The sequence below is a fragment of the Microbacterium sp. AC035 genome (genome assembly GCF_979258485.1).
This window is the reverse complement of the sequence record NZ_OZ409858.1, coordinates 1,756,419-1,778,002: the sequence shown is the minus strand read 5'-3', so window position 1 is coordinate 1,778,002 and position 21,584 is coordinate 1,756,419. Positions and strand designations below refer to the sequence as shown.

The 21,584-nt window shown below is 68.1% G+C and carries 18 protein-coding genes and 1 tRNA gene; 16 read left to right on the top strand and 3 right to left on the bottom strand.

What is annotated here, in order from left to right; all coding sequences use genetic code 11:
* Positions 1-65: 65 nt before the first annotated feature.
* The 6 genes from ACZ0AA_RS08675 (at position 66) to poxB (ending at position 8,828) form a co-directional block, all read left to right on the top strand.
* On the top strand, positions 66-1,448 hold the full coding sequence (locus tag ACZ0AA_RS08675; protein ID WP_463512682.1) for a flavin monoamine oxidase family protein: 1,383 nt from the start codon (positions 66-68) through the stop codon (positions 1,446-1,448).
* On the top strand, positions 1,448-2,332 hold the full coding sequence (locus tag ACZ0AA_RS08670) for a universal stress protein (RefSeq protein ID WP_400865886.1): 885 nt from the start codon (positions 1,448-1,450) through the stop codon (positions 2,330-2,332). The genes ACZ0AA_RS08675 and ACZ0AA_RS08670 overlap by 1 nt, the downstream gene beginning before the upstream one ends.
* Positions 2,332-3,876: an APC family permease gene (locus ACZ0AA_RS08665; RefSeq protein ID WP_400865883.1), complete on the top strand. Its 1,545-nt coding sequence runs from the start codon at positions 2,332-2,334 to the stop codon at positions 3,874-3,876. Before ACZ0AA_RS08670 ends, ACZ0AA_RS08665 begins: the two co-directional genes overlap by 1 nt.
* A 44-nt stretch (positions 3,877-3,920) precedes the next feature.
* Positions 3,921-5,387, top strand: a complete 1,467-nt coding sequence (locus ACZ0AA_RS08660; protein ID WP_463512681.1) for an NAD-dependent succinate-semialdehyde dehydrogenase — start codon at positions 3,921-3,923, stop codon at positions 5,385-5,387.
* Between the two features lie 74 nt (positions 5,388-5,461).
* Positions 5,462-6,826, top strand: coding sequence for an NAD-dependent succinate-semialdehyde dehydrogenase (locus ACZ0AA_RS08655; protein WP_463512680.1), 1,365 nt, complete (start codon positions 5,462-5,464; stop codon positions 6,824-6,826).
* 277 nt (positions 6,827-7,103) lie between these two features.
* The gene (poxB, locus tag ACZ0AA_RS08650) at positions 7,104-8,828 is read left to right on the top strand and encodes a ubiquinone-dependent pyruvate dehydrogenase (protein WP_463512679.1); all 1,725 of its coding nucleotides are present in this window, start codon (positions 7,104-7,106) and stop codon (positions 8,826-8,828) included.
* 162 nt (positions 8,829-8,990) lie between these two features.
* Here the strand turns inward: poxB and ACZ0AA_RS08645 are convergent, their stop codons facing one another.
* On the bottom strand, positions 8,991-11,789 hold the full coding sequence (locus tag ACZ0AA_RS08645; protein ID WP_400865871.1) for a tetratricopeptide repeat protein: 2,799 nt from the start codon (positions 11,787-11,789) through the stop codon (positions 8,991-8,993).
* Positions 11,790-11,826: 37 nt separating this feature from the next.
* Positions 11,827-13,650, bottom strand: a complete 1,824-nt coding sequence (locus ACZ0AA_RS08640) for an HSP90 family protein (protein WP_463512678.1) — start codon at positions 13,648-13,650, stop codon at positions 11,827-11,829.
* A 192-nt stretch (positions 13,651-13,842) separates the two neighbouring features.
* Between ACZ0AA_RS08640 and ACZ0AA_RS08635 the strand changes: the two genes are divergently transcribed.
* From ACZ0AA_RS08635 to ACZ0AA_RS08600, 8 genes are all read left to right on the top strand, one after another.
* Positions 13,843-13,915, top strand: a tRNA-Trp gene (locus tag ACZ0AA_RS08635).
* A 39-nt stretch (positions 13,916-13,954) separates the two neighbouring features.
* Positions 13,955-14,227 carry a preprotein translocase subunit SecE gene (gene secE / locus ACZ0AA_RS08630; RefSeq protein WP_042539545.1) on the top strand — a complete coding sequence of 91 codons (273 nt, stop codon included), beginning with the start codon at positions 13,955-13,957 and terminating at the stop codon, positions 14,225-14,227.
* 41 nt (positions 14,228-14,268) lie between these two features.
* Positions 14,269-15,321, top strand: coding sequence for a transcription termination/antitermination protein NusG (nusG, locus tag ACZ0AA_RS08625; protein ID WP_400865864.1), 1,053 nt, complete (start codon positions 14,269-14,271; stop codon positions 15,319-15,321).
* Between the two features lie 190 nt (positions 15,322-15,511).
* Complete coding sequence (gene rplK / locus ACZ0AA_RS08620; protein WP_053097443.1) at positions 15,512-15,943, top strand: 50S ribosomal protein L11; 432 nt, start codon at positions 15,512-15,514, stop codon at positions 15,941-15,943.
* An 11-nt stretch (positions 15,944-15,954) separates the two neighbouring features.
* Positions 15,955-16,644 carry a 50S ribosomal protein L1 gene (gene rplA, locus ACZ0AA_RS08615; RefSeq protein WP_400865858.1) on the top strand — a complete coding sequence of 230 codons (690 nt, stop codon included), beginning with the start codon at positions 15,955-15,957 and terminating at the stop codon, positions 16,642-16,644.
* A gap of 163 nt (positions 16,645-16,807) precedes the next feature.
* Positions 16,808-17,620, top strand: a complete 813-nt coding sequence (locus ACZ0AA_RS08610; protein WP_463512677.1) for a transporter substrate-binding domain-containing protein — start codon at positions 16,808-16,810, stop codon at positions 17,618-17,620.
* A 3-nt stretch (positions 17,621-17,623) separates the two neighbouring features.
* Positions 17,624-18,289, top strand: coding sequence for an amino acid ABC transporter permease (locus tag ACZ0AA_RS08605; RefSeq protein WP_400865852.1), 666 nt, complete (start codon positions 17,624-17,626; stop codon positions 18,287-18,289).
* The gene (locus ACZ0AA_RS08600; protein WP_400865849.1) at positions 18,276-19,100 is read left to right on the top strand and encodes an amino acid ABC transporter ATP-binding protein; all 825 of its coding nucleotides are present in this window, start codon (positions 18,276-18,278) and stop codon (positions 19,098-19,100) included. The genes ACZ0AA_RS08605 and ACZ0AA_RS08600 overlap by 14 nt, the downstream gene beginning before the upstream one ends.
* Positions 19,101-19,130: 30 nt before the next feature.
* Here ACZ0AA_RS08600 and lysE read toward each other — a convergent pair whose 3' ends face one another.
* Positions 19,131-19,790, bottom strand: a complete 660-nt coding sequence (lysE, locus tag ACZ0AA_RS08595) for an L-lysine exporter (RefSeq protein ID WP_463512676.1) — start codon at positions 19,788-19,790, stop codon at positions 19,131-19,133.
* A 71-nt stretch (positions 19,791-19,861) separates the two neighbouring features.
* On the opposite strand from lysE, the gene ACZ0AA_RS08590 reads away from it, so the two are divergent.
* Positions 19,862-20,737: a LysR family transcriptional regulator ArgP gene (locus tag ACZ0AA_RS08590; protein WP_463512675.1), complete on the top strand. Its 876-nt coding sequence runs from the start codon at positions 19,862-19,864 to the stop codon at positions 20,735-20,737.
* 223 nt (positions 20,738-20,960) lie between these two features.
* Positions 20,961-21,584, top strand: coding sequence for a SipW-dependent-type signal peptide-containing protein (locus ACZ0AA_RS08585; protein ID WP_463512674.1), 624 nt, complete (start codon positions 20,961-20,963; stop codon positions 21,582-21,584).

Here is a 21,584-nt window from a genome sequence, read left to right as displayed (position 1 = left end):
CCGCGACGAGGATCGGGGGATTTCGAGTCGCGGCCGGCACAACATTTCCAATGAAGGAGAAGCAGATGGCTGAGATCACTCGCGACGTGCTGATCGTCGGAGCCGGAGCCGCAGGGCTCACGGCCGCGAACGACCTGCGCAAGGCCGGCCTGTCGGTCGCCGTCCTCGAAGCACGCGACCGCGTCGGCGGCCGCCTGTGGACCGATGTCATCGACGGCGCCATGCTCGAGATCGGCGGCCAGTGGGTCTCGCCCGATCAGGATGCGCTGAAGGACACGATCGAGGAGCTCGGGCTCGAGACCTACAGCCGGTATCGCGAGGGCGACAGCGTGTATGTGGGCCCGGACGGGCAGACGCACCGCTTCACGGGCGAGATGTTCCCGGTGTCGGCCGAGACCGAGGCGGTCATCGCCGAGATCACCGAGCGCCTCGACGCGATGGTCGCCGAGATCGATCCCGATCGTCCGTGGGAGCACGCGAACGCCGCGGAGTGGGACTCGGTCACGTGGGACGCCTGGCTGCGGGCGCAGACCGACGATGACGAAGCCGTGCGCAACCTCGCCTTCGCCACCGGATCCGCGATGCTCACGAAGCCCACGCATTCGTTCTCGCTGCTGCAGTCGCTGCTGATGGCGGCATCCGCCGGTTCGTATTCGAACCTCGTCGACGCCGACTTCATCCTCGACAAGCGCGTCGTCGGCGGCCTGCAGAAGGTGCCGCTGCTGCTCGCCGAGCGCCTGGGCGACGACGTCCTCCTGAACCAGCCGGTGCGCTCGCTCGAGTGGGGCGTCGACGGCGTGACCGCCACGACCGATGACACCACGGTGCGCGCCCGCTTCGCGATCCTCGCGCATGCTCCCGTCCTCTACAGCCGGATCGCGTTCGTGCCGCCGCTGCCGCGTCGACAGCACCAGATGCACCAGCACATCTCGATGGGCTTCGTGATCAAGGTGCACGCCGTCTACGACCGCCCGTTCTGGCGCGAGCACGGCCTCAGCGGCACCGCATTCAGCCCGTATGAACTCGCGCACGAGGCGTACGACAACACGAACCACGGCGACGAGCGCGGCACGCTGGTCGGCTTCGTCAGCGATCAGAACGCCGACGACCTGTTCACGCTCTCGGCCGAGGAGCGCAAGGAGCGCATCCTCGAGTCGCTCTCGCACTACTACGGCGACGAGGCGAAGAGCCCGGTCGTCTACTACGAGAGCGACTGGGGCACGGAGGAGTGGACCCGCGGCGCGTACGCGGCGAGCTTCGACATGGGCGGACTGCACCGCTACGGCGCCGACCTGCGCTCAGCCGTCGGACCGATCCACTTCGCGTGCAGCGACCTGGCCGGAGCCGGATACCAGCACGTCGACGGCGCGATCCGCATGGGGCACCTCGTCGCCTCGAACATCGTCGAAGCCACCCGCGCCGCAGGCGACACCGCCGAGGTCGGCTGATGACCGGTGCGGTCGTCGTCGGCTACACGGCGACGGATGCGGGCGCGGATGCCGCTGCGCTCGGTGCGCGGCTCGCGCGCAGCCTCGGCGCGGTTCTGCATCTCGTGATCGTGCTGCCCTCCGAGGGCACCCGCAACGCGGCCGTCCCGCCCGAGCGGGCCTATGAGGACCACATCCGGCGACAGGCCAAGGAGTGGCTCGAGGACGCCGTCGTCCGGCTGCCGCAGGAGCTCACCCGCACGGGCCACGTGCGCTTCGGCGAGTCCTTCGCCGAGGGGCTCATCGCCGCGGGTGAGGAGTTCGATGCCCGCCTGATCGTCATCGGAACAGCCGGCGGCAGCATCTTCGGCCGCCACCGTCTCGGCAGCGTGGCCTCCGAGCTGCTGCACTCGTCGACCATCCCCGTCGCGCTCGCCCCGGCGGGCACCGCGGAGGAGGACGACCACGTGCTCCCACGGGTCACGGCGGCGATCGGCAACCGCGCCGGGGCGGAGAATCTCCTCGACGAGGCCGCGGCGATCGCGACCGAGTCGCGGGTCGGTCTGCGCCTCGTCTCGCTCGTGCCGTTCGACGTGCCGCCCGGTCTCGACACCGGCGCGATCCGCCTTGTCGGCGACGAGCACGCGAACGACGTGCTCGAAGTGGCCAAGGGGCTGCTGCCCGAAGAGCTGAAGGCCGAGGTCGAACAGGCCCCCGGCGACACGGTCGAGGACGCCGTCGCGAATCTCTCGTGGCTGCCCGGCGAGGTCGTCCTCGTGGGCTCCAGCCGCCTGGCGCAGCCGCGCCGCCTGTTCCTGGGCTCGACCGCAGCGAAGATGCTGCACGAACTGCCCGTGCCCATGATCGTCGTCCCGCGCACCCGCGCCGAAGCAGGAGTCCGCTGATGAGCAGCTCGAACCGGGCGACGGAGCCCGCATCCGGTGTGACGACCGGCATCTCGCAGAAGGGTCTGCGCGCGGGGGCCGTCGGCGTCCTCGGAGCCGTGGTCATCGGCGTCTCCACGATCGCCCCGGCCTACACGCTCACCGCATCGCTCGGTCCGACGGTCGCCGTCGTCGGCACCCAGGTGCCGGCGATCATGCTCGTCGGGTTCATCCCGATGCTGCTGACCGCGTTCGGCTACCGCGAGCTCAACCGCATGATGCCCGACTCCGGCACCTCGTTCACCTGGGGCGTGCGCGCCTTCGGCCCGTGGATCGGCTGGATGACGGGGTGGGGCCTCATCGCCGCGACGGTCATCGTGCTGTCGAACCTCGCCGGCATCGCGGTCGAGTTCCTGTTCCTCCTGATCGCACAGCTCAGCGGAAACCCGGGGATCGCCGATCTGGCGTTCAACCCGATCATCAACGTCGTCGTCTGCCTGCTCTTCATGCTCGGTGCGACCCTCGTGTCGTATCGCGACATGCAGACGACGCAGAAGTTCCAGTACGTCCTCGTCGGCTTCCAGGTGCTCGTGCTCGTGGTCTTCGCGACCGTCGCGATCGTGAAGGCCGTCAACGGAGACGCTCCCGAGCCGACCGCATTCTCGTGGTCGTGGTTCAACCCGTTCGAGGTGCCGTCGTTCAGTGCCTTCGCCGCGGGCCTCTCGCTGTCGATCTTCATCTTCTGGGGCTGGGACGTGGTCCTGACCATGAACGAGGAGACGAAGGATCCCGAGAAGACGCCGGGCCGCGCAGCGATGGTCACCGTCGTGGTCGTCGTCGCCCTGTACCTCCTGCTCGCCATCGGCCTCATCATGTTCGCGGGCGTCGGCTCGGGCGACTACGGGCTGGCGAACGAGGACATCTCGGCGAACGTGTTCTTCGCGCTGTCCGACCCGATCCTGGGCCCGCTCGCATTCCTCGTCTCGCTCGCAGTGCTCTCGAGCTCGGCGGCATCGCTGCAGTCCACCGCTGTCGGTCCTGCCCGCACGCTGCTCGCGATGGGACACTACGGCGCCCTGCCGAAGAAGTTCGCACGGGTCAGCCCGCGCTTCTTCACCCCCGGCTACTCGACGATCGTCTCGGCCGTGGTCGCATCCGTCTTCTACGCCGTGATGCGACTGGTGAGCGAGAACGTGCTCACCGACACGATCCTGTCGCTCGGCATGATGATCTGCTTCTACTACGGTCTCACCGCGTTCGCGTGCGTCTGGTACTTCCGCAAGCAGTGGTTCGACTCGGCCAGGAGCTTCTTCTTCACGTTCCTGTTCCCGCTGGTCGGCGGTGCGATCCTCGCGGTGCTGTTCGTGACGACGCTCATCGACTCGATGGACCCCGCCTACGGCAGCGGTTCGAGCATCGGCGGGGTCGGCCTCGTGTTCGTCCTCGGTGTCGGCATCATCGGCATCGGGATCGTCATCATGATCTGGCAGTCGATCAAACGACCGGCGTTCTTCCGCGGTGAGACGCTCAGCATGGATGCTCCCGCGAGCGTCCGCAGACGCTGACCGGTTCCACGGCCCGTTCCTTCCTCCCCACAGAAAGAGATTCCATGAGCACTCAGACTGAGCAGGCGCTGCTCGACAGCATCCCCACCGGCCTCTTCATCGGGGGAGAGTGGATCGACGGCGAGACCGGCGGCACCTTCGACGTCCAGGACCCGGCGACGGGCGCGGTCATCCGCACTATCGCGGATGCGACGCCCGCCGACGGCATCCGCGCCCTGGACGCCGCAGTCGCTGCGCAGGATTCCTGGGCGGCGACCGCGCCCCGCACCCGCAGCGAGATCCTGCGCCGAGCATTCGATCTCGTGCAGGAGCACAAGGAGGACCTGGCGCTGCTGATGACGCTCGAGATGGGCAAGCCGCTCGCCGAGGCCCGCGGGGAGGTCGCCTACGGTGGCGAGTTCCTGCGGTGGTTCAGCGAGGAGGCGGTGCGCATCAGCGGTCGCTACGGCATCAACCCCGAGGGCACCGGCCACATGGTCGTCTCGCAGCGGCCCGTCGGGCCGTCGTTCTTCGTGACGCCGTGGAACTTCCCGTTCGCGATGGCGACGCGCAAGATCGCCCCCGCCCTCGCGGCCGGCTGCACCGTGGTCATCAAGCCCCCGGCACTCACACCGCTGACGACGATGTTCTTCACCTCGCTGCTCGAGAAGGCCGGCCTCCCGGCCGGTGTCGTCAACGTGGTGCAGACGTCGAAGTCGTCGGCGCTGTCGGCCCCGATCATCGCCGACCCTCGTCTGCGCAAGCTGTCGTTCACCGGATCGACCGAGGTGGGCCGCAAGCTCATCGCTCAGGCCGCCGAAGGCGTGCTGCGCGTGTCGATGGAGCTCGGCGGCAACGCCCCGTTCGTCGTCTTCGACGATGCCGACCTCGACAAGGCGGTCGACGGCGCCCTTGCCGCGAAGTTCCGCAACATCGGCCAGGCCTGCACCGCCGCCAACCGCTTCATCGTGCACAAGGATGTCGCCGACGAGTTCGCCCGCAAGGTCACCGACCGCGTCAAGGCGATGAAGATCGGCCGCGGCACCGAAGACGGCGTTGCCATCGGACCGCTCATCGACGAGGGTGCGGTCGCCAAGGCCGGAGAGCTCGTCGACGACGCTGTCGAGCGCGGCGCGACGCTGCTCGCCGGCGGCAAGGCGCTCGAGGGCACCGGCACCTTCTACGAGCCCACCGTGCTCACCGACGTGGTCGCAGGCTCGGCGATCCTCCGCGAGGAGATCTTCGGCCCGGTGCTCGCGATCGCGACCTTCGAGACCGAGGACGACGCCGTGCGTCTCGCGAACGACACCGAGTACGGTCTCGTCTCCTACGTGTTCACCGAGAACCTGCAGCGCGGCCAGCGGATGATCGACAGGCTCGAGACGGGCATGATGGGTCTCAACGTGGGTGTGGTGTCGAACGCGGCGGCACCCTTCGGCGGCGTCAAGCAGTCCGGCGTCGGCCGCGAGGGCGGTCTCGAGGGCATCCACGAGTACCTGTCCACCAAGTACACGCTGATCCCGATCTCCTGATCCCTCCGGTCGTCGGGTGGGCGAAGCTCCGCTCCTCGCTCGACGACCGGACACCGAACGAGAGGAAGAAGAACATGACCGACTACGCCGTCATCAACCCCGCCACCGGAGAGACGCTGGCGTCCTTCGACACGTTCACGGATGCCCAGATCGAGGAGGCGATCGCCGCCGCCGACGAGGCACACCGCACCTGGTCGCGTTCCTCGACCGTGGCTGAGCGCGCAGCATTGCTGCGCCGTGCAGCCGAGCTGCACCGCGAGCGTCGCGAGCAGCTCGCGGACGTGTTCGTGCGCGAGATGGGCAAGCCCCGCGAAGCGGCCCTCGGGGAGGTCGACTTCGCCGCCGACATCGCCGAGTACTACGCCGACCAGGCAGAGGCGATCATGGCCGACCAGCCGATCGCCATCCTCGGAGAAGGATCGGCGATCGTGCGCCGCTCCTCGCTCGGACCGCTCGTGGGCATCATGCCGTGGAACTTCCCGGCGTATCAGATCGTGCGTTTCGCGGCTCCGAACCTGATCGTCGGCAACACGATCCTCCTCAAGCCCGCACCCCAGTGCCCCGAGTCGTCGACCGCGATCGAGGCGATCTACCACGACGCCGGGTTCCCGAAGGGCGCGTACCAGAACGTGCTCGCGACGAACGACCAGATCGCGGACATGATCGCCGACCCCCGTGTGCAGGGAGTCTCGCTCACGGGCTCGGAGCGTGCGGGCGCCGCAGTGGCCGAGATCGCCGGGCGCAACCTCAAGAAGGTCGCCCTCGAGCTGGGCGGATCCGACCCGTTCATCGTGCTCTCAACCGACGACCTCGACGCCACGGTGCAGGCCGGCGTCGACGCCCGTCTCGACAACAACGGACAGGCGTGCAACGGCGCGAAGCGATTCATCATCGTCGATGGCCTCTACGACGAATTCGTCGAGAAGTTCACGGCGGCGATGGCATCGGTGACGGCGACCGACCCGACGCTCGACGACACCGTGCTCGGCCCGGTCTCGTCCGAGACGGCGGCGGAGAATCTGCAGAAGCAGATCGACCAGGCCGTCGAACAGGGTGCGACGCTGCTGACCGGAGGCACCCGTGACGGGGCGTTCTTCGCGCCGACCGTGCTGGCCGACGTGACTCCCGAGATGAACGTCTACCGCGAGGAGCTCTTCGGCCCCGCCGCCGTCGTCTACCGGGTCGCCGACGAGGACGCCGCCGTCGCCCTCGCGAACGACACCACCTTCGGCCTCGGCTCGTACGTCTTCACGACGGATGCCGAGCAGGCCGAGCGGGTCGCCGACAACATCGAGGCGGGCATGGTCTACGTCAACCTCGTGCTCGCCGACAGCCCCGAGCTGCCCTTCGGCGGCATCAAGCGCAGCGGCACCTCGCGCGAGCTCGGCCACCTCGCCGCCGACGAGTTCGTCAACAAGAAGCTCATCCGCATCGGCTGAGCGACTGCGACAAGAAGGGGCGGATGCTGCGGCATCCGTCCCTTTCTCGTGCCAGGCCCTTTCTTGTCGTGCCGCCCCCTCCTGCTGTGCCGCCCCCTCTTGCTGTGCCCGAGTCCTGTGACCGTCTGCAGGACTGCGGCACGTCTGCAGGACCGTAAGCCGGTTCCCGACCCCGCAGACGTGCCAGAGTCCTGCAGCCGGACGTGGGTACCGAACGTCGAGTCGAGGTCCGACGGATGCCGGAGCCCGCACAGGAACCCGGGCGTAGGTTGGAAGCATGGCAACCGTCGCAGCGAACATCGTCAAGACCCTCCGCGCCAACGGGATCGACCGTGTCTACGGCCTTCCGGGTGACTCCCTCAACGGGTTCACCGACGCCCTCCGAAAGGACGGCGGCATCCGATGGGTGCATGTGCGGCACGAGGAGTCCGCGGCCTTCGCGGCGGCGGCGGATGCGGCGCTCACGGGAGATCTCGCGGTGGTCGCCGGTTCGTGCGGCCCCGGCAACCTCCACCTGATCAACGGCCTCTACGACGCCAACCGCTCGCGGGTGCCGGTGCTGGCGATCGCGGCCCACATCCCGACCACCGAGATCGGCACCGGATACTTCCAGGAGACCCACCCGCAGGAGCTGTTCCGCGAGTGCAGCGTCTACGTCGAGTACGTCGCGGACCCCAAGCAGATGCCGCGCCTGCTCGAGATCGCGATGCGCGCGGCGATCGAGCAGCGCGGTGTCGCCGTGCTCGTCATCCCCGGTGATGTCGCGCTGGCCGAGATCTCCGACGACCGTGCCGTCGTCATCGAGCGCGCCCGCCCGGTGATCGTGCCGAGCGGTGACGAGCTCGAGCGCGCCGCGACGCTGCTCAACGCGTCGAAGAAGACCACGATCCTCGCGGGTGCGGGCGTCGAAGGCTCGCATGACGAGGTCATCGCCCTGGCCGACAGGCTCGGTGCGCCGATCGTGCACGCCCTCCGCGGCAAGGAGTTCATCGAGTACGACAACCCGTTCGACGTCGGAATGACCGGACTGCTCGGCTTCGCCTCCGGATACCGGGCCATGGAGGCGGCCGACACGCTGCTGGTGCTGGGCAGCGACTTCCCGTACGAGCAGTTCTACCCCGAGCACGCCACGACCATCCAGGTCGACATCCGCGGTTCGCAGCTGGGCAAGCGGCATCCGCTCGATCTCGGTCTCGTCGGCGACGTCGGAGCGACCGCCGCGGCGCTCCTGCCTCGACTCGCGGCGAAGAGCGACCGCGACCACCTCGACGACTCGACCGCGCACTACCGCAAGACCAGGGCGAAGCTCGACGACCTCGCGACGCCGACGAAGGCCGGTCGTCCGATCCACCCGCAGTACCTCGCGCGGCTGCTCGACGAGCAGGCGGCGGATGACGCGGTGTTCACCGCCGACGTCGGCTCGCCGACCGTGTGGGCTGCCCGGTATCTGTCGATGACCGAGAACCGCCGCCTGATCGGCTCGTTCACGCACGGCTCGATGGCCAACGCGCTGCTTCACGGCATCGGCGCACAGGTCTCGCATCCCGATCGCCAGGTGATCGCACTCGCCGGTGATGGGGGGCTCGCCATGATGCTGGGGGAGCTGCTGACCCTCACGCAGAACAGGCTGCCGGTGAAGACGATCGTCGTGAACAACTCGTCACTGAACTTCGTCGAACTCGAGATGAAGGCCGCCGGCTTCGTGAACTACGGCACGTCGCTCGACAACCCGAGCTTCGCGGCGATCGCGGAGGCCATGGGAATCTTCGCGCGCCGCGTCGAGAACAGCGAGGATCTGCCGGATGCCGTCCGCGAGGTGCTCGCCCACGACGGCCCCGCGCTGCTCGACGTCGTCACGGAGCGCCAGGAGCTGTCGATGCCGCCGGCGATCGAGGCCGCGCAGGTCAAGGGCTTCGCGCTGTACGCGATCCGCACGGTGATGTCGGGGAAGGGAGACGAGCTGCTCGACCTCGCACGGGCCAACTGGCGCCAGTTCCTCTGAGCAGCGGGCTCCGGGAGACGACGCATCCTGGGGAGGAGAACACCTCCTGGGGAGGATGAATCTGCCCGATTTCTCCTCCCGACGGGGAGATCTCCTCCCGACGAGGCGCTGCCTCGAACCCGAACCCGAACCCGAACCCGACCCCCCAGCTCCGACACGCGCCTAGCTGTCGATGAGCGCGCGCACCTCGGCCGCCTCGACCTGGCGACCGAGCGCCTCGAGCAGATTGCCGAGTTCGAGCGCCGACACCTGACGCAACGGGGCGTGGTCCACGGCGTGCTCGAGCGCGCTGCGGTAGATCGGCACGGCGTCGGCGGCGCGGTCGTCGGCGGCGAGCAGGCGCGCGGCGAACAGCTCCGAGCCACCAGCCGAGCCCGCATCCCCGATCGCGGCGAATCCATCGGCCGCCGTGAGCGCCGCGGCCACGGCCTCGTCGATGCGGCCGAACTGAGCGAGCACCCGACCTCGCGAATCGGTGACGTCGGCGAGCAGCCATCCCGCCTCATGCTCCTGAGCCAGAGCAGCGACCTCGTCGAACAGAGCGAAGGCACGGGCGTCCTGCTTCGCGCCATAGGCCTGGCCGAGGTTGTGCAGCACGTCGGCGAGGGCGCCGACAGCCTCGGGCGCCTTGCGTGCGATCTCGGACGCTGATTCGAGCGATTCGATCGCTTCGTCGTGCTCGTCGAATCGGGCGAGGATCTTCGCGCGCTCGGTCAACGACATGGCCTGATCCGCGTGCTCCTCCGCCTCGCCGAAGAGATCCGCCGCATAACCGAACGCGCCGACCGCCTGGCCGAACTCGCCGGCCGAGCCGAGGGCTCGCGCGAGCAGCGACGCCGTCATCGCTCGAGAAGCTGCAGGCACCTCGGCCTGCTCCTCCCGCTCGAGGACCTGACCGAACAGCTCGGCGGCCACCTCGGCGTCACCCGCGGCGAGCATCGCCCGTGCGAGGCGGAAGTCCGCCCCGGCCTGGTCGCCGCCCTCCTGCGCGACGAGACGCGAGGTGACCCGGTACCGAGCGACGGCCTTCTCCGGGTCGCCCGCATCCTCCCAGAGCGCCCCGGCGAGCAGATGCGCCGTAGCCAGAGCCGTGGTCGCGCCGAGCCCGGCGAGCAGCCGAGACGCCTCATCGGCATCCGCCGCGCCTTCCGCGTAGTCTTCGCTGCCACCGCGTACTCTGGCGCGGGTCTGCAGTGCCTGCGCGCGGTGACCTGCGCTGAGGTCGTCCTGGGCCAGGAAGCGATCGAGCAGAGCGGACGCCGCCTCGATGTCGCCCTTCTGCAGCACGGCCGCGATGGCGACCAGCGTGGTCGTGTTCGAGAGCCGCACGTCGTCTGCGTCGGCGAACGCCCGAGCGGCGATCTCCGCCATGTCGAGCGCCGCATCGGCTTCGTCGGCCCGCATGTGCAGCGAGGCCCGGCTGATCGCGAGATCGCCGAGAGACCAGGCCGGGAGCGACGCGGCGTTCGCGAGTTCATCCTCGAGCGCGGCGGCGGCGTCGGCGGTGTTCAGGCCGAAGGTCGCGAGCCCCAGGCGCTGCTCGAGGTCGGCCTGCGCGTCGAGCCCGGCGGCGCGCAGGGCGTCGATCCGCGCCGGCAGCAGCTCGGCCGCCTCCTCGCTGCGGTCGAGGGCGATGAGGATGCCGAGGCGCATCGACATGAGCTGAGCGATCTTCGAGGGGTCCTCGACTCCCAGAGCATGCGGCAGAGCCTGCAGCGTCTCGTGCTCCGCCCCGAACTGGGCGAGGTTCATCACCCGCTCGAACCAGGCGTCCGGATCGCTCGGCGTGGCCGAGTCCGTGGCCGTGACGAACGCATCCGACCTGATCGGCACGTCGTAGCGCTCGTCAGCGAGAGCCCGCAGGCGGGCGAGGCTTCGCGCGTGGCCCTCGGTGCCGTCGCGGCGATCGAACTCGGACCCGATGCGCTCGGCGGCGGCCCAGGAGACGGCGGCGAGTTCGGCCGCGCCCCACGTTCCGTCGTGCTCGCCGAAGAAGTCGGTGAGCGCGGGGGAGTCGGCTCCGCGCACCGGAGCGTCGCCGTGGCCCGCTGCGGTGACGCGGTCGAGGGCGAAGGCGAAGGCGGCCAGTGCTGCGAAGTGCGCGTCGACGTTGAGTCCGTCGTGCGCGAGCCACGGGATGTGTCGCTCGACCTGGGCGAGCGCCCTGGCCTCGTTGCCGGTGAGGGCGGCGAACACGATGTTGTTGGCGACGATCCGCAGGTTGTCCGGGTTGTCCTTCGCGAGGCGATAGCTGCGCAGGTGCGCGCTCTTCGCCTCGTCCAGGCGCCCGGCGCGCAGGTACGGCACGAGCACGCGCGACAGAGCGTGCTCCGGCTCCTCGCCGCACGAGAATCCACCCTCGAGCATCTCCTCGACGAGCCGGATGGCCTCGGCATCTCGATCGGTCTCCGCGAAGAACCCGGCGAACTGGCTGCGCCCGCACGCGTCGCAGTGGCTGTGGTCGTCGCGAGGCGTGGCCTCCAGCTGCACGCGCAGCGCCTCGGCGTCGTCGATGCGTCCGGAGTCCCAGGCGTCTTCGAATCGGGCCGTGAGCACCCCGCTCATGCCGAGCCCGGCCGTGCGGTAGTGGGTTTCCATGTCATCGAGCACCGCCGCGATCTGCTCGACCGAGAAGGCGGGGGACGAGCGCAGAGACGATGCCATCCACTTGAACTGCCACATCAGATCGGCGCCGCCGTATTCGAGGTCGGCGGGGAACCGCTGCGGGTCGGCGTCGTGCCGGGCGAGACACCACGCGAAGGAGTTCAGCATCACGTCGGTGGCGCCGTTCATGTTCGCGGATGCGGTCTGACGCATCCGCGCTTCGTATTCGAGCCTCTCATCACCGAGTTCGACGGCGAGTGAGACGGCATCCGCCACCAGCGCCTGCTCGGCCGGGCCCCACGGAGTGCGGTCGATCTCCTCGATCAGCTGCGTGAAGCGCTTCTTCGGACGTGTCATGGGGATCCTTCGAACGGAGCGGGTGTGCAGAGCGTGGTCAGACTGCGTCGCCGAAGGGGATCGAGTCCTCTTCGATGCCGGCCGACAGTGAGACGAGGTCGGAGAGCGCCGTCGTCATGAGCGCACGATCCGAGTCGGAGAGCGGATGGTGACCGGCCAGCAGAGCCTGGATGTAGAGCAGCTGCACGGTGCGGGCGAACACCGCGTCGTCCTGCACGCGCACGAGCGCTCGCACGACGCGGTTCGACCAGTTCAGGCACAGGCGCGCGCTCAGATCGTCGTCGCGGGAGGCGGAGACGGTCGCGTCGATGCGGTCGAGCACGCCACCCCACAGCGACCCGGTGATGCCCTTGGTGCGTCCGCGGTCGATCCGGCGCAGCACCTCCGGATCGGCGACGTAGAGCGCTGCGAGCTCAGGCTGGTCGATCGAGCGCACGGTGACGGAGCATCCGGATGCCGTCAGCACCCCGCCCGCTCGTTCCTCCAGCGCCATCGCGGCATCGCGGTCGTCGAGGGGCGGAGGGTCGAGGCGGTCGAGCTCACCCGCGACGTCGACGAGCTCGATCGTGACGTGAGGGTAGAGCTCTGGAAGCATCCGCACGAGGTCCGCGTCATACAGGTAGCCGCCGTTGACCAGCACCTCGGAGCCGGGCGAGATGCCGGCGACCTGGCGGAACTCGTCGACCGACTGCGCGAAGCGCACGTGCGGGTACCGTTCGACGAGATCGCCGATGCGCATCGTGCCGTGCGTGGTCTCGAGGGTCAGCCAGCGCGTGATGAACGTCGCCAGCTCCTCGTCGTGACGCACGAGCGACTTCAGGCCCACCTCGTGGATCGCCACGAACTGGGCCAGTCTGTGCGGCTCGCGCAGTCCCAGTTCGAGCACCCAGCGACGGATGCCGGCACCCAGCTGTTCGCGGACACGCTCGAGCGCCGCATCGTCGACGAGAGACTCGCGGCTGGCCGTCGGAGCGAGGCCGGTCGAATCGACGACCGCCCGCACGAAGAACGCCCACTCGGGCAGCACGTCGTCGACGCGTTCGCCCAACAGCATCCGCCCGAGGTACATGCGGGTGGCCTGGCGGGCGCCGGGCGGGGGAGCGTAGGGCAGCACATAGGCGAGCCCTCGGGTGCCCGTGGCGGATTCGCTGAGCTCGATCGCGTCGAGCGGGGTGGCGCCGAGCAGATCGCGTCCGTACTGGAGCGCACCCTCGATGTCGTCGACGGCATCGAGGAAGGGCGCCCGCCGCGTGATGTCGATGTCGCCGTTCGAGGACTCGAGCGTCACCCGTACGGGCAGGAATTCGGCGAAGGCCGTCGCCAGCTCGCGCACGGCGGCAGGGCGCAGCAGCTCGTCGGCGTCGAAGCGCGGCTTCAGGTGCACACTCGTGCCGATGGGAAGGTCGTCATCGATCTCGACGACGCGGAAGGTGCCGTCGGCGCTGCCCGTCCACTCGACGGCAGAACCGCCCCGGGCGCTGCGCGAGCGGATCACGATCGAATCGGCGACCATGAAGCAGCTGAGCAGGCCGATTCCGAACTGACCCAGGTAGTCGCTGCGGGGAAGGTCGAAGATGTCGCGTTTCGAGCTGCGTCCGACGGTGGCGAGGAGATCGCCCACCTCCGCCGCGTTCAGACCGACCCCGTCATCCCGCAGCACGAACTCGCCGGAGCCGTCGGTCAGCGCGGTGATGCGGATGCGTCCGCCCCCGCCGTCGACCTCGCGGCGTGCCGTGATGGCGTCGCGTGCGTTCTGCAGCAGCTCTCGCAGGTACACGCGCGGACTGGAATAGATATGGCGGCTCAGAAGGTCGACGACACCGCGCAGGTCCACCTGGAACTGCTGCACGTCAGCGCTCACTGCGCCCCCTCCCGTTTCTTCCGCTCGCCGAGCCTAACAACAACGGCGAGAGCGGGCCCGGTTCGGCACCGACCGGCGGATGCCGTATGCTTGACCAGCAGTTGTTGTCTGCATTCTTTCGCCGTGCCCCGGTCCTTCCGGTCCGGTAGCGGTGGCAGGATGGAGATGACACCCCGAGACCTCCCGGTCTCTAGGGCGGTAGCTCAATTGGCAGAGCAGCGGTCTCCAAAACCGCAGGTTGCAGGTTCGATTCCTGTCCGCCCTGCGCGTCAGCACACGCTGACACACGAAAGGTACATTCAGGATGGATCAGGACGAACCGCGCGGCGAGGTCGTCGCGGCCGGCGCCACCCGCGAGAAGAAGCGTGGCATCGCGGGCTTCTTCGCAGGGATCGCCCTGTTCTTCCGTCAGGTCATCGCCGAGCTGCGCAAGGTCGTCACGCCGACCCGCAAGGAACTGGTCAAGTTCACCGCAGTGGTGCTCGTCTTCGTTCTCATCGTCATGGGCATCGTCTACGGACTGGACACCCTGTTCGCCTGGGTGACGCACATCGTCTTCGGGGTCCCGGGCGCCTGACGCCCTCGCGGCCCTGGCCGCAGTGATTGGAAAGAAACAACGTGTCTGAACGATATTCCGACGACGCCGACTGGGCGACGGCTGCTGAGCAGTCCAGCGAAGAGGACGAGGCCCAGGAGGGCAACGTGCTCGCTGCGGAAGAGCAGTCGGTCACCTCGGCCGAACATGTCGCCCTTCACATCGAGGACGTCGACGGAGACGACGACGCCGTCGCGCAGGACGACGACACCGACATCGACATCAACGACCCGGAGGCGGACGCGATCGTGAACGACGCTCTCAACCTGGACGAAGCGGCTGAGACGGAAGCTGCCGCTGAGGTCCTCAACGAATCCGTGGCGGAAGAGACCGCCGAGCTCGAGGCCGCTGAGGCCGAAGAGGTCACCCCGTACGACGGACCCGACATCAACGGCGACGATGACGCCGCGACCGAGTCCGACGACGAGTCCGAAGAGGACGACGACGCCGAGGAAGACCCGTACGAGGCCTTCCGCCTCGACCTGCGGATGCTTCCGGGCAAGTGGTACGTCATCCACTCGTACGCCGGATTCGAGCGCAAGGTCAAGGCCAACATCGAGCAGCGCAAGTCGACGCTCGAGGTCGAGGACGAGATCTACCAGATCGAGGTCCCGATGGAAGACGTGGTCGAGATCAAGAACGGCCAGCGCAAGATGGTCACCCGCGTGCGCATCCCGGGCTACGTGCTCGTGCGCATGGAGCTCACGGAAGACACCTGGTCGGTCGTCCGCCACACCCCCGGCGTCACCGGCTTCGTGGGCAACGCCCACAACCCGACGCCGCTGCGCTTCGAAGAGGCCTTCAACATGCTGAAGTCGCTCGTCGAGGTCAAGGACGTCCCGACCGCCAAGAACATCGCGTCGAAGGGCGGCCTCGCCGTCGCTCGTCCGCTTCCGGCCGAGGTCGACTTCGAGGTCGGCGAGACCATCACGATCAAGGAGGGCTCGTTCGCGGGTCTTCCCGGTTCGATCAGCGAGATCAAGCCGGAGAGCGGCAAGCTCACCGTGCTCGTGTCGCTCTTCGAGCGCGAGACCCCGGTCGAGCTGTCGTTCGACCAGGTCACCAAGATGGTCTGACACACGCTTTCACGAGAACGGCCGTCCCGTCCGGGGCGGCCGTTCTCGCGTTAGGGACATGGTCTCGCATCAGGTAGACTTGTGTGGTTTGCGTGTCGCTTCGGCGTGCGCGCAGACGACCGCAGCCCGGAGATGCCGGGTTCGCGGGAGAGCAGATGCATCCGCATCCGTTCGATGAAAGGAAGAGGATATGGCACCGAAGAAGAAGGTGACCGGCCTGATCAAGCTTCAGATCAACGCCGGTGCAGCCAACCCGGCGCCGCCGATCGGCCCCGCGCTCGGTCAGCATGGCGTCAACATCATGGAGTTCTGCAAGGCGTACAACGCCGCGACCGAGTCGCAGCGCGGCAACGTCATCCCCGTCGAGATCACCGTCTACGAGGACCGCAGCTTCACGTTCATCCTGAAGACCCCGCCGGCCGCGGAGCTCATCAAGAAGGCCGCCGGCGTGCCCAAGGGCTCGTCGACGCCTCACACGGTCAAGGTCGCGAAGATCACCAAGGACCAGGTCCGTCAGATCGCCGAGACCAAGCAGGCCGACCTGAACGCGAACGACATCGAGGCTGCCTCGAAGATCATCGCCGGCACCGCCCGTTCCATGGGCATCACGGTCGAGGGCTGAGGAGAATAATCATGGCTACGAAGTCCAAGGCTTACAAGGCTGCCGCCGAGAAGATCGAGGCAGACCGTTTCTACACTCCCACCGAGGCAGTCGCCCTCGCCAAGGAGACCGGCTCGTCGAAGTTCGACTCGACCGTCGAGGTCGCGCTGAAGCTCGCCGTCGACCCCCGCAAGGCAGACCAGATGGTGCGCGGCACCGTCATCCTGCCCCACGGCACCGGTAAGACCGCCCGCGTCATCGTCTTCGCCACCGGCCCCGCGGCCGAGGCAGCGATCGCCGCAGGTGCAGATGAGGTCGGCGGCGCCGAGCTCATCGAGAAGGTCGCCGCAGGCTGGACCGCGTTCGACGCGGCCGTCTCGACCCCGGAGCTCATGGGCCAGGTCGGTCGTCTCGGAAAGGTCCTGGGTCCGCGTGGACTCATGCCGAACCCGAAGACCGGCACCGTGACCCCCAACACGGCCAAGGCCGTCGAGGAGATCAAGGGCGGAAAGATCGAGTTCCGCGTCGACAAGCACGCCAACGTGCACTTCGTCGTCGGCAAGTCGTCGTTCTCCGCTGAGCAGCTCGACGAGAACATCGGCGCAGCGCTCGAGGAGATCGTCCGCCTCAAGCCGTCGAGCTCGAAGGGCCGTTACATCCAGAAGGGCGCCGTGTCGACCACGTTCGGCCCCGGCATCCCGCTGGACGTCAACTCCATCTGAGTGTGATTCCTGAAAGGCCCCCGCATCGTGCGGGGGCCTTTCTGCATCCCCTCGGGGCGACATCCGACGTCATCCGATGTGGGATGCTGAACCGAAGCCCCGTACTGTAAACGAGTCCGCGCCACAGCACTCGCGCCTCACCGCACCCCAGGAGGGTACTCACATGTCCCGTCGCATCATCGCCGTCACCGCACTGGTCGTCGCCGCAGCAGCGCTCACCGCCTGCAGCGGCAGCACCGCCCCCGCCGAGAGCAGCTCCAGCGAAGGCGGCGCCGACTTCGGTCTCGTCAAGGACGGCACCCTCACCGTCGCCACGGAGGGCACGTACCGTCCGTTCAGCTTCCACGGTGACGGCGGCACGGGTGACCTGACCGGCTTCGACGTCGAGATCATCCAGGCGGTCGCCGACAAGCTCGACCTCGAGGTCGAGTTCCAGGAGACGCAGTGGGATGCGATCTTCGCGGGCCTCGATGCGGGCCGTTTCGACGTGATCGCGAACCAGGTCAGCATCAACGAGGAGCGCCAGGAGAAGTACCTGTTCAGCACTCCGTACACCGTCTCGCCCGGCGTGATCGTGGTCGCGGAGGACGACGACTCGATCTCGTCGTTCGACGACCTCGAGGGCAAGACCACCGCGCAGTCCCTCACGAGCAACTGGTATGAGCTGGCCACCGAGTCGGGCGCCACGGTCGAAGGCGTCGAGGGCTGGGCGCAGGCCGTCGAGCTGCTGCGACAGGGTCGCGTCGATGCGACCGTCAACGACAAGCTGACCTTCCTCGACTACGAGACGACGAACAGCCCGTCGGGGCTGAAGATCGCCGCCGAGACCGATGAGGCCGGTGAGCAGGCGTTCGTGTTCACCAAGGACAAGACCGACCTGGTCGAGGCGATCGACGGCGCACTCGAAGAGCTGCGTGCCGACGGCACACTGGCCGAGATCAGCGACAAGTACTTCGGCGAAGACGTGACCCAGTAGCCCATGGAGAACCCCTGGCAGCTGTTCTTCGACTCGCTCGGCCCGATCGCCCTCGCGGGGGTGACGGTGACGGTTCCGCTCGCGCTGATCTCGTTCGCGCTGGGTCTCGTGCTCGCCATCGGCGCGGCACTCATGCGGATCTCGGTCAATCCTCTGTTGTCGGGCATCGCCAGGTTCTACATCTCGGTCATCCGGGGCACGCCGATGATCGTGCAGTTGTTCGTGATCTTCTACGGGCTCGGGTCGATCGGGCTCAAGCTGGATCCGTGGACCAGCGCGATCATCGCGCTGTCCCTGAACGTCGGCGGCTACGGAGCCGAAGTGGTGCGCGCAGCCATCCTCTCCGTTCCGAAGGGGCAGTGGGAGGCGGCATACACGGTAGGCATGAATCGCACGCGCACTCTCACGCGCGTGATCCTGCCGCAGGCTGCGCGGGTCTCGGTGCCTCCGCTGTCGAACACGTTCATCTCGCTGGTGAAGGACACCTCGCTCGCCTCGCTGATCCTCGTGACCGAGCTCTTCAAGGTGGCGCAGCAGATCGCAGCGGCGACCCTGGAGTTCATGGTCGTCTATCTGGCTGCCGCGCTGGTCTACTGGGTGATCTGCCTGGTGCTCTCGTTCGGCCAGAGCGCACTCGAGAGGAGACTCGATCGCAATGTCGCTCACTGATCCGACCCACCCGGCGCACACGTCCACGGCCGACGCGCTGCTCACCGCCCGCGGACTGCACAAGCGCTTCGGTGACAACGAGGTGCTTCGCGGCATCGATCTGACGCTGCATCGCGGAGAGGTCGTCGTGCTGATCGGTCCGAGCGGATCCGGTAAGACGACGGTGCTCCGCGCGCTCAACGGCCTCGAGACGCCGGATGCCGGCACGATCGTCGTCGCAGGCGGACCCGACATCGACTTCGCCCCGTCGGATCCGGTGTCGAAGCGCACGCGGGCGCAGAAGCGTCTCGCGCTGCGCGACCGCTCGGCGATGGTCTTCCAGCATCACAACCTCTTCCCCCACCTCTCGGTGCTCGAGAACGTGATCGAGGGCCCGTGGCGGGTGCAGGGGCGGCCGAAGGCCGAGGTGGTCGCCGAGGCGCAGGTGCTGCTCGCGAGGGTCGGACTCGCCGACAAGGAGAATGCTCGCCCGCACGAGCTGTCCGGCGGGCAGCAGCAGCGGGTCGGCATCGTTCGCGCTCTCGCCCTGCGCCCCGACCTGCTGCTCTTCGACGAGCCGACGAGCGCACTCGATCCCGAACTCGTCGGAGAGGTGCTCTTGGTGATCAAAGAGCTCGCCGACGAGGGGTGGAGCATGGTCGTCGTCACGCACGAGCTGAGTTTCGCGCGCGAGGCGGCAGACCATGTGCTGTTCATGGATTCGGGCGTGGTCATCGAAGAGGGGGCACCGGCCGACATCTTCGGCGCGCCGCAGCACGAACGCACGAAGAGGTTCCTCACCCGCATCCTGCGGCCGCTCGACGGCGACTGACGGGCATCCGCCCACTTCTGCGACGCAGGGTCAGCCGCCGAGCACCGGCAGCACCAGGCTGACAGCCAGGGTGATCATGACGACGGCGATCAGCGCGTCGAGGATGCGCCACGCTCGTTCCGTGCGCAGCCAGCGGCCGAGATAGCGGGCGCCGAACCCCAGCGCGGTGAACCACAGGATGCTGGCAGCGATCGCTCCGGCGGCGAACAGCCAGCGCTCGTCGCCGTGCGTCGCGGCGATCGACCCGAGCATCAGGACCGTGTCGAGGTAGACGTGCGGGTTCAACCAGGTCAGGGCGAGAACCGTCGCGATCACGGGAGCGAGCGCGGTGCGGGTCGCAGTCGTGGTTCCGCCGCCCGACCCGGGCGCCGAGCCCTCCGCACCGGTCCGGTCGACTCGCAGCTCCTCGCCGCCCCTCCAGGCGCGGCGAGCGGCGAGGATGCCATAGGCCAGAAGGAACAGGGCCCCCGCCCAGCGCGCGACGACCACGAGCCACGGGGCTGCGGAGATGACGAAGCCGAGTCCCGCGACGCCGGCGGCGATGAGCAGGGCGTCCGACACGGCGCAGATGATGACGACGGGCAGGACGTGCTCTCTGCGGATGCCCTGACGGAGGACGAACACGTTCTGCGCGCCGATGGCGACGATCAGGGAGAGGCCGAGTCCGAGACCCGAGAAGACGGAGAGCATGAGTCCACGGTACGGATACCACAGACATGAGCACCACCGATGATTCCTTGTGCGGCATTAGCATGACTAATGTGAAGATCGATCCGGAGCTTGCCGCCACTGTCGCCGCCGTGGCCGACGAAGGAACCCTCGACGCAGCGTCGCGGGTGTTGCGTGTGACTCCTTCCGCCGTGAGCCAGCGGCTCAAGACGCTCGAGGAGCAACTCGGACGGGTCCTCGTCGTGCGCACCAAGCCTGCCCGTCTCACTGAGGCGGGCGAGGCTGTCGTGCGGCTCGCACGACAGCTGGCACTGCTCGAGCACGATGCCCTCGCAGAACTCGGCCTCGAGGGCGACGAGGCGCCCCGCACCCGCATACCGCTCGCCGTGAACGCGGACTCGATGGCCACGTGGTTCCTGCCTCCGCTCGCACGGCTCTCGGCAGCCCACGACCTCGACTTCGACCTGCACCGCGACGACCAGAACTTCACGGCCCGGCTGCTCGAGTCCGGCACGGTGATGGCGGCGGTCACGAGTGAGGCGACACCTGTCGCCGGGTGCTCCGTCGCGCCGCTCGGTGTGCTGGAGTATCACGCGATGGCAGAACCGGCGTTCGCTGATCGCTGGTTCTCCTCCGGTGTCACCAGGGAGGCGCTGGGCGCCGCGCCCTTCGTCGACTTCGACAGGCGAGACACGCTTCAGCACGAATGGCTCGAGCGGATGGGTGTCGCGCACCACGGTGCTCCTCGGCACTACGTGCCCGCGTCGCACGACTACGCGCTCGCCGTGCGGCTGGGCCTCGGATGGGGGATGCTGCCGCTCCTGCAGAAGGAGCGCGAGCTCGTGCCGCTCGGCGGGCCGCCGCTGCGAGTCAGGCTTTACTGGCAGCAGTGGAACCTGCGCTCCGCGTTGCTCGACACCATCGCGGCCGAAGTCTCCGTCGAGGCGAAGCGCGTTCTCGCGACCTGACCCTCAGTTCTGGACGAACTGCAACCATCCGATCGGTCGCAGAAACCGATAGACGTTTCTGCGCAATTCACGAGCCGGAATGCGCAATCGTGACCCCAAAGGCCTTGAACGGGCGCAGAAAGTGGACGAAGCTGTCGGGAACGACACGAGTACCGGATGCAGGCCGCGAAGGGCGGCCATCCCCAGCCATCTGCGTCTCGTGAAATTCCTGAGGGGGAATGTCATGGTTGAGAAGGATACGCAGCGCAAGGTCCTGGCAGTGCTGGCCGGCGGGCTGGTGCTCGGAGTCGGGATCGGGGTGACGCTCGCAGCCTGGAACGATTCGGAGTTCGCGACCGGAACCTTCACCGCAGGGTCGTTCAACCTGGAGGGCTCGACGACGAGCGCCACTGCCGGCTACGCCGACCACAACGTCGACGACGAGGATGCTCCGGCATCGCTCATCTTCCAGCTGCCGGCCGTCGCGTCGTCGATGTCACCGGGTGACGTGGTCTACGCGCCTTTCTGGGTGCGTCTCGACAGCACGACGACCAACGGAGCCACGCTGGTCCCCTCGGGGATCACTGCGGGCACCGGTGGGAACGAGGCCAATCTCGCGTACACGGTCACGGCCATCGCCGACGAGGACACGTGCGGGGCCGCGGCGACCGGGACGGTCGTCGCGACAGGAGCGACGCTCAGCGCCCAGACGGGTGCGACGTCGGTCGATCTCGCTGAGGGCGCACCGGCAGGCACTGCGGGAACACCGGTCCAGTTGTGCTTCGCGGTGACCGCCGGCGCCGGACTGACCCAGGGTGCCGCCGCGACCGCGACATGGGAGTTCACGGCCACCTCGACTGCGGACTGA

Bases quoted from the DNA above. Each gene is read 5' to 3' on its own strand.
- ACZ0AA_RS08600 (WP_400865849.1), top strand. From the start codon at position 18,276: ATGTCGCTCACTGATCCGACCCACCCGGCGCACACGTCCACGGCCGAC.
- ACZ0AA_RS08610 (WP_463512677.1), top strand. From the start codon at position 16,808: ATGTCCCGTCGCATCATCGCCGTCACCGCACTGGTCGTCGCCGCAGCA.
- rplA (WP_400865858.1), top strand. From the start codon at position 15,955: ATGGCTACGAAGTCCAAGGCTTACAAGGCTGCCGCCGAGAAGATCGAG.
- lysE (WP_463512676.1), bottom strand. From the start codon at position 19,790: ATGCTCTCCGTCTTCTCGGGTCTCGGACTCGGCCTCTCCCTGATCGTC.
- rplK (WP_053097443.1), top strand. From the start codon at position 15,512: ATGGCACCGAAGAAGAAGGTGACCGGCCTGATCAAGCTTCAGATCAAC.
- poxB (WP_463512679.1), top strand. From the start codon at position 7,104: ATGGCAACCGTCGCAGCGAACATCGTCAAGACCCTCCGCGCCAACGGG.
- ACZ0AA_RS08675 (WP_463512682.1), top strand. From the start codon at position 66: ATGGCTGAGATCACTCGCGACGTGCTGATCGTCGGAGCCGGAGCCGCA.
- ACZ0AA_RS08585 (WP_463512674.1), top strand. From the start codon at position 20,961: ATGGTTGAGAAGGATACGCAGCGCAAGGTCCTGGCAGTGCTGGCCGGC.
- ACZ0AA_RS08605 (WP_400865852.1), top strand. From the start codon at position 17,624: ATGGAGAACCCCTGGCAGCTGTTCTTCGACTCGCTCGGCCCGATCGCC.
- ACZ0AA_RS08660 (WP_463512681.1), top strand. From the start codon at position 3,921: ATGAGCACTCAGACTGAGCAGGCGCTGCTCGACAGCATCCCCACCGGC.
- secE (WP_042539545.1), top strand. From the start codon at position 13,955: ATGGATCAGGACGAACCGCGCGGCGAGGTCGTCGCGGCCGGCGCCACC.
- ACZ0AA_RS08655 (WP_463512680.1), top strand. From the start codon at position 5,462: ATGACCGACTACGCCGTCATCAACCCCGCCACCGGAGAGACGCTGGCG.
- ACZ0AA_RS08665 (WP_400865883.1), top strand. From the start codon at position 2,332: ATGAGCAGCTCGAACCGGGCGACGGAGCCCGCATCCGGTGTGACGACC.
- ACZ0AA_RS08670 (WP_400865886.1), top strand. From the start codon at position 1,448: ATGACCGGTGCGGTCGTCGTCGGCTACACGGCGACGGATGCGGGCGCG.
- ACZ0AA_RS08645 (WP_400865871.1), bottom strand. From the start codon at position 11,789: ATGACACGTCCGAAGAAGCGCTTCACGCAGCTGATCGAGGAGATCGAC.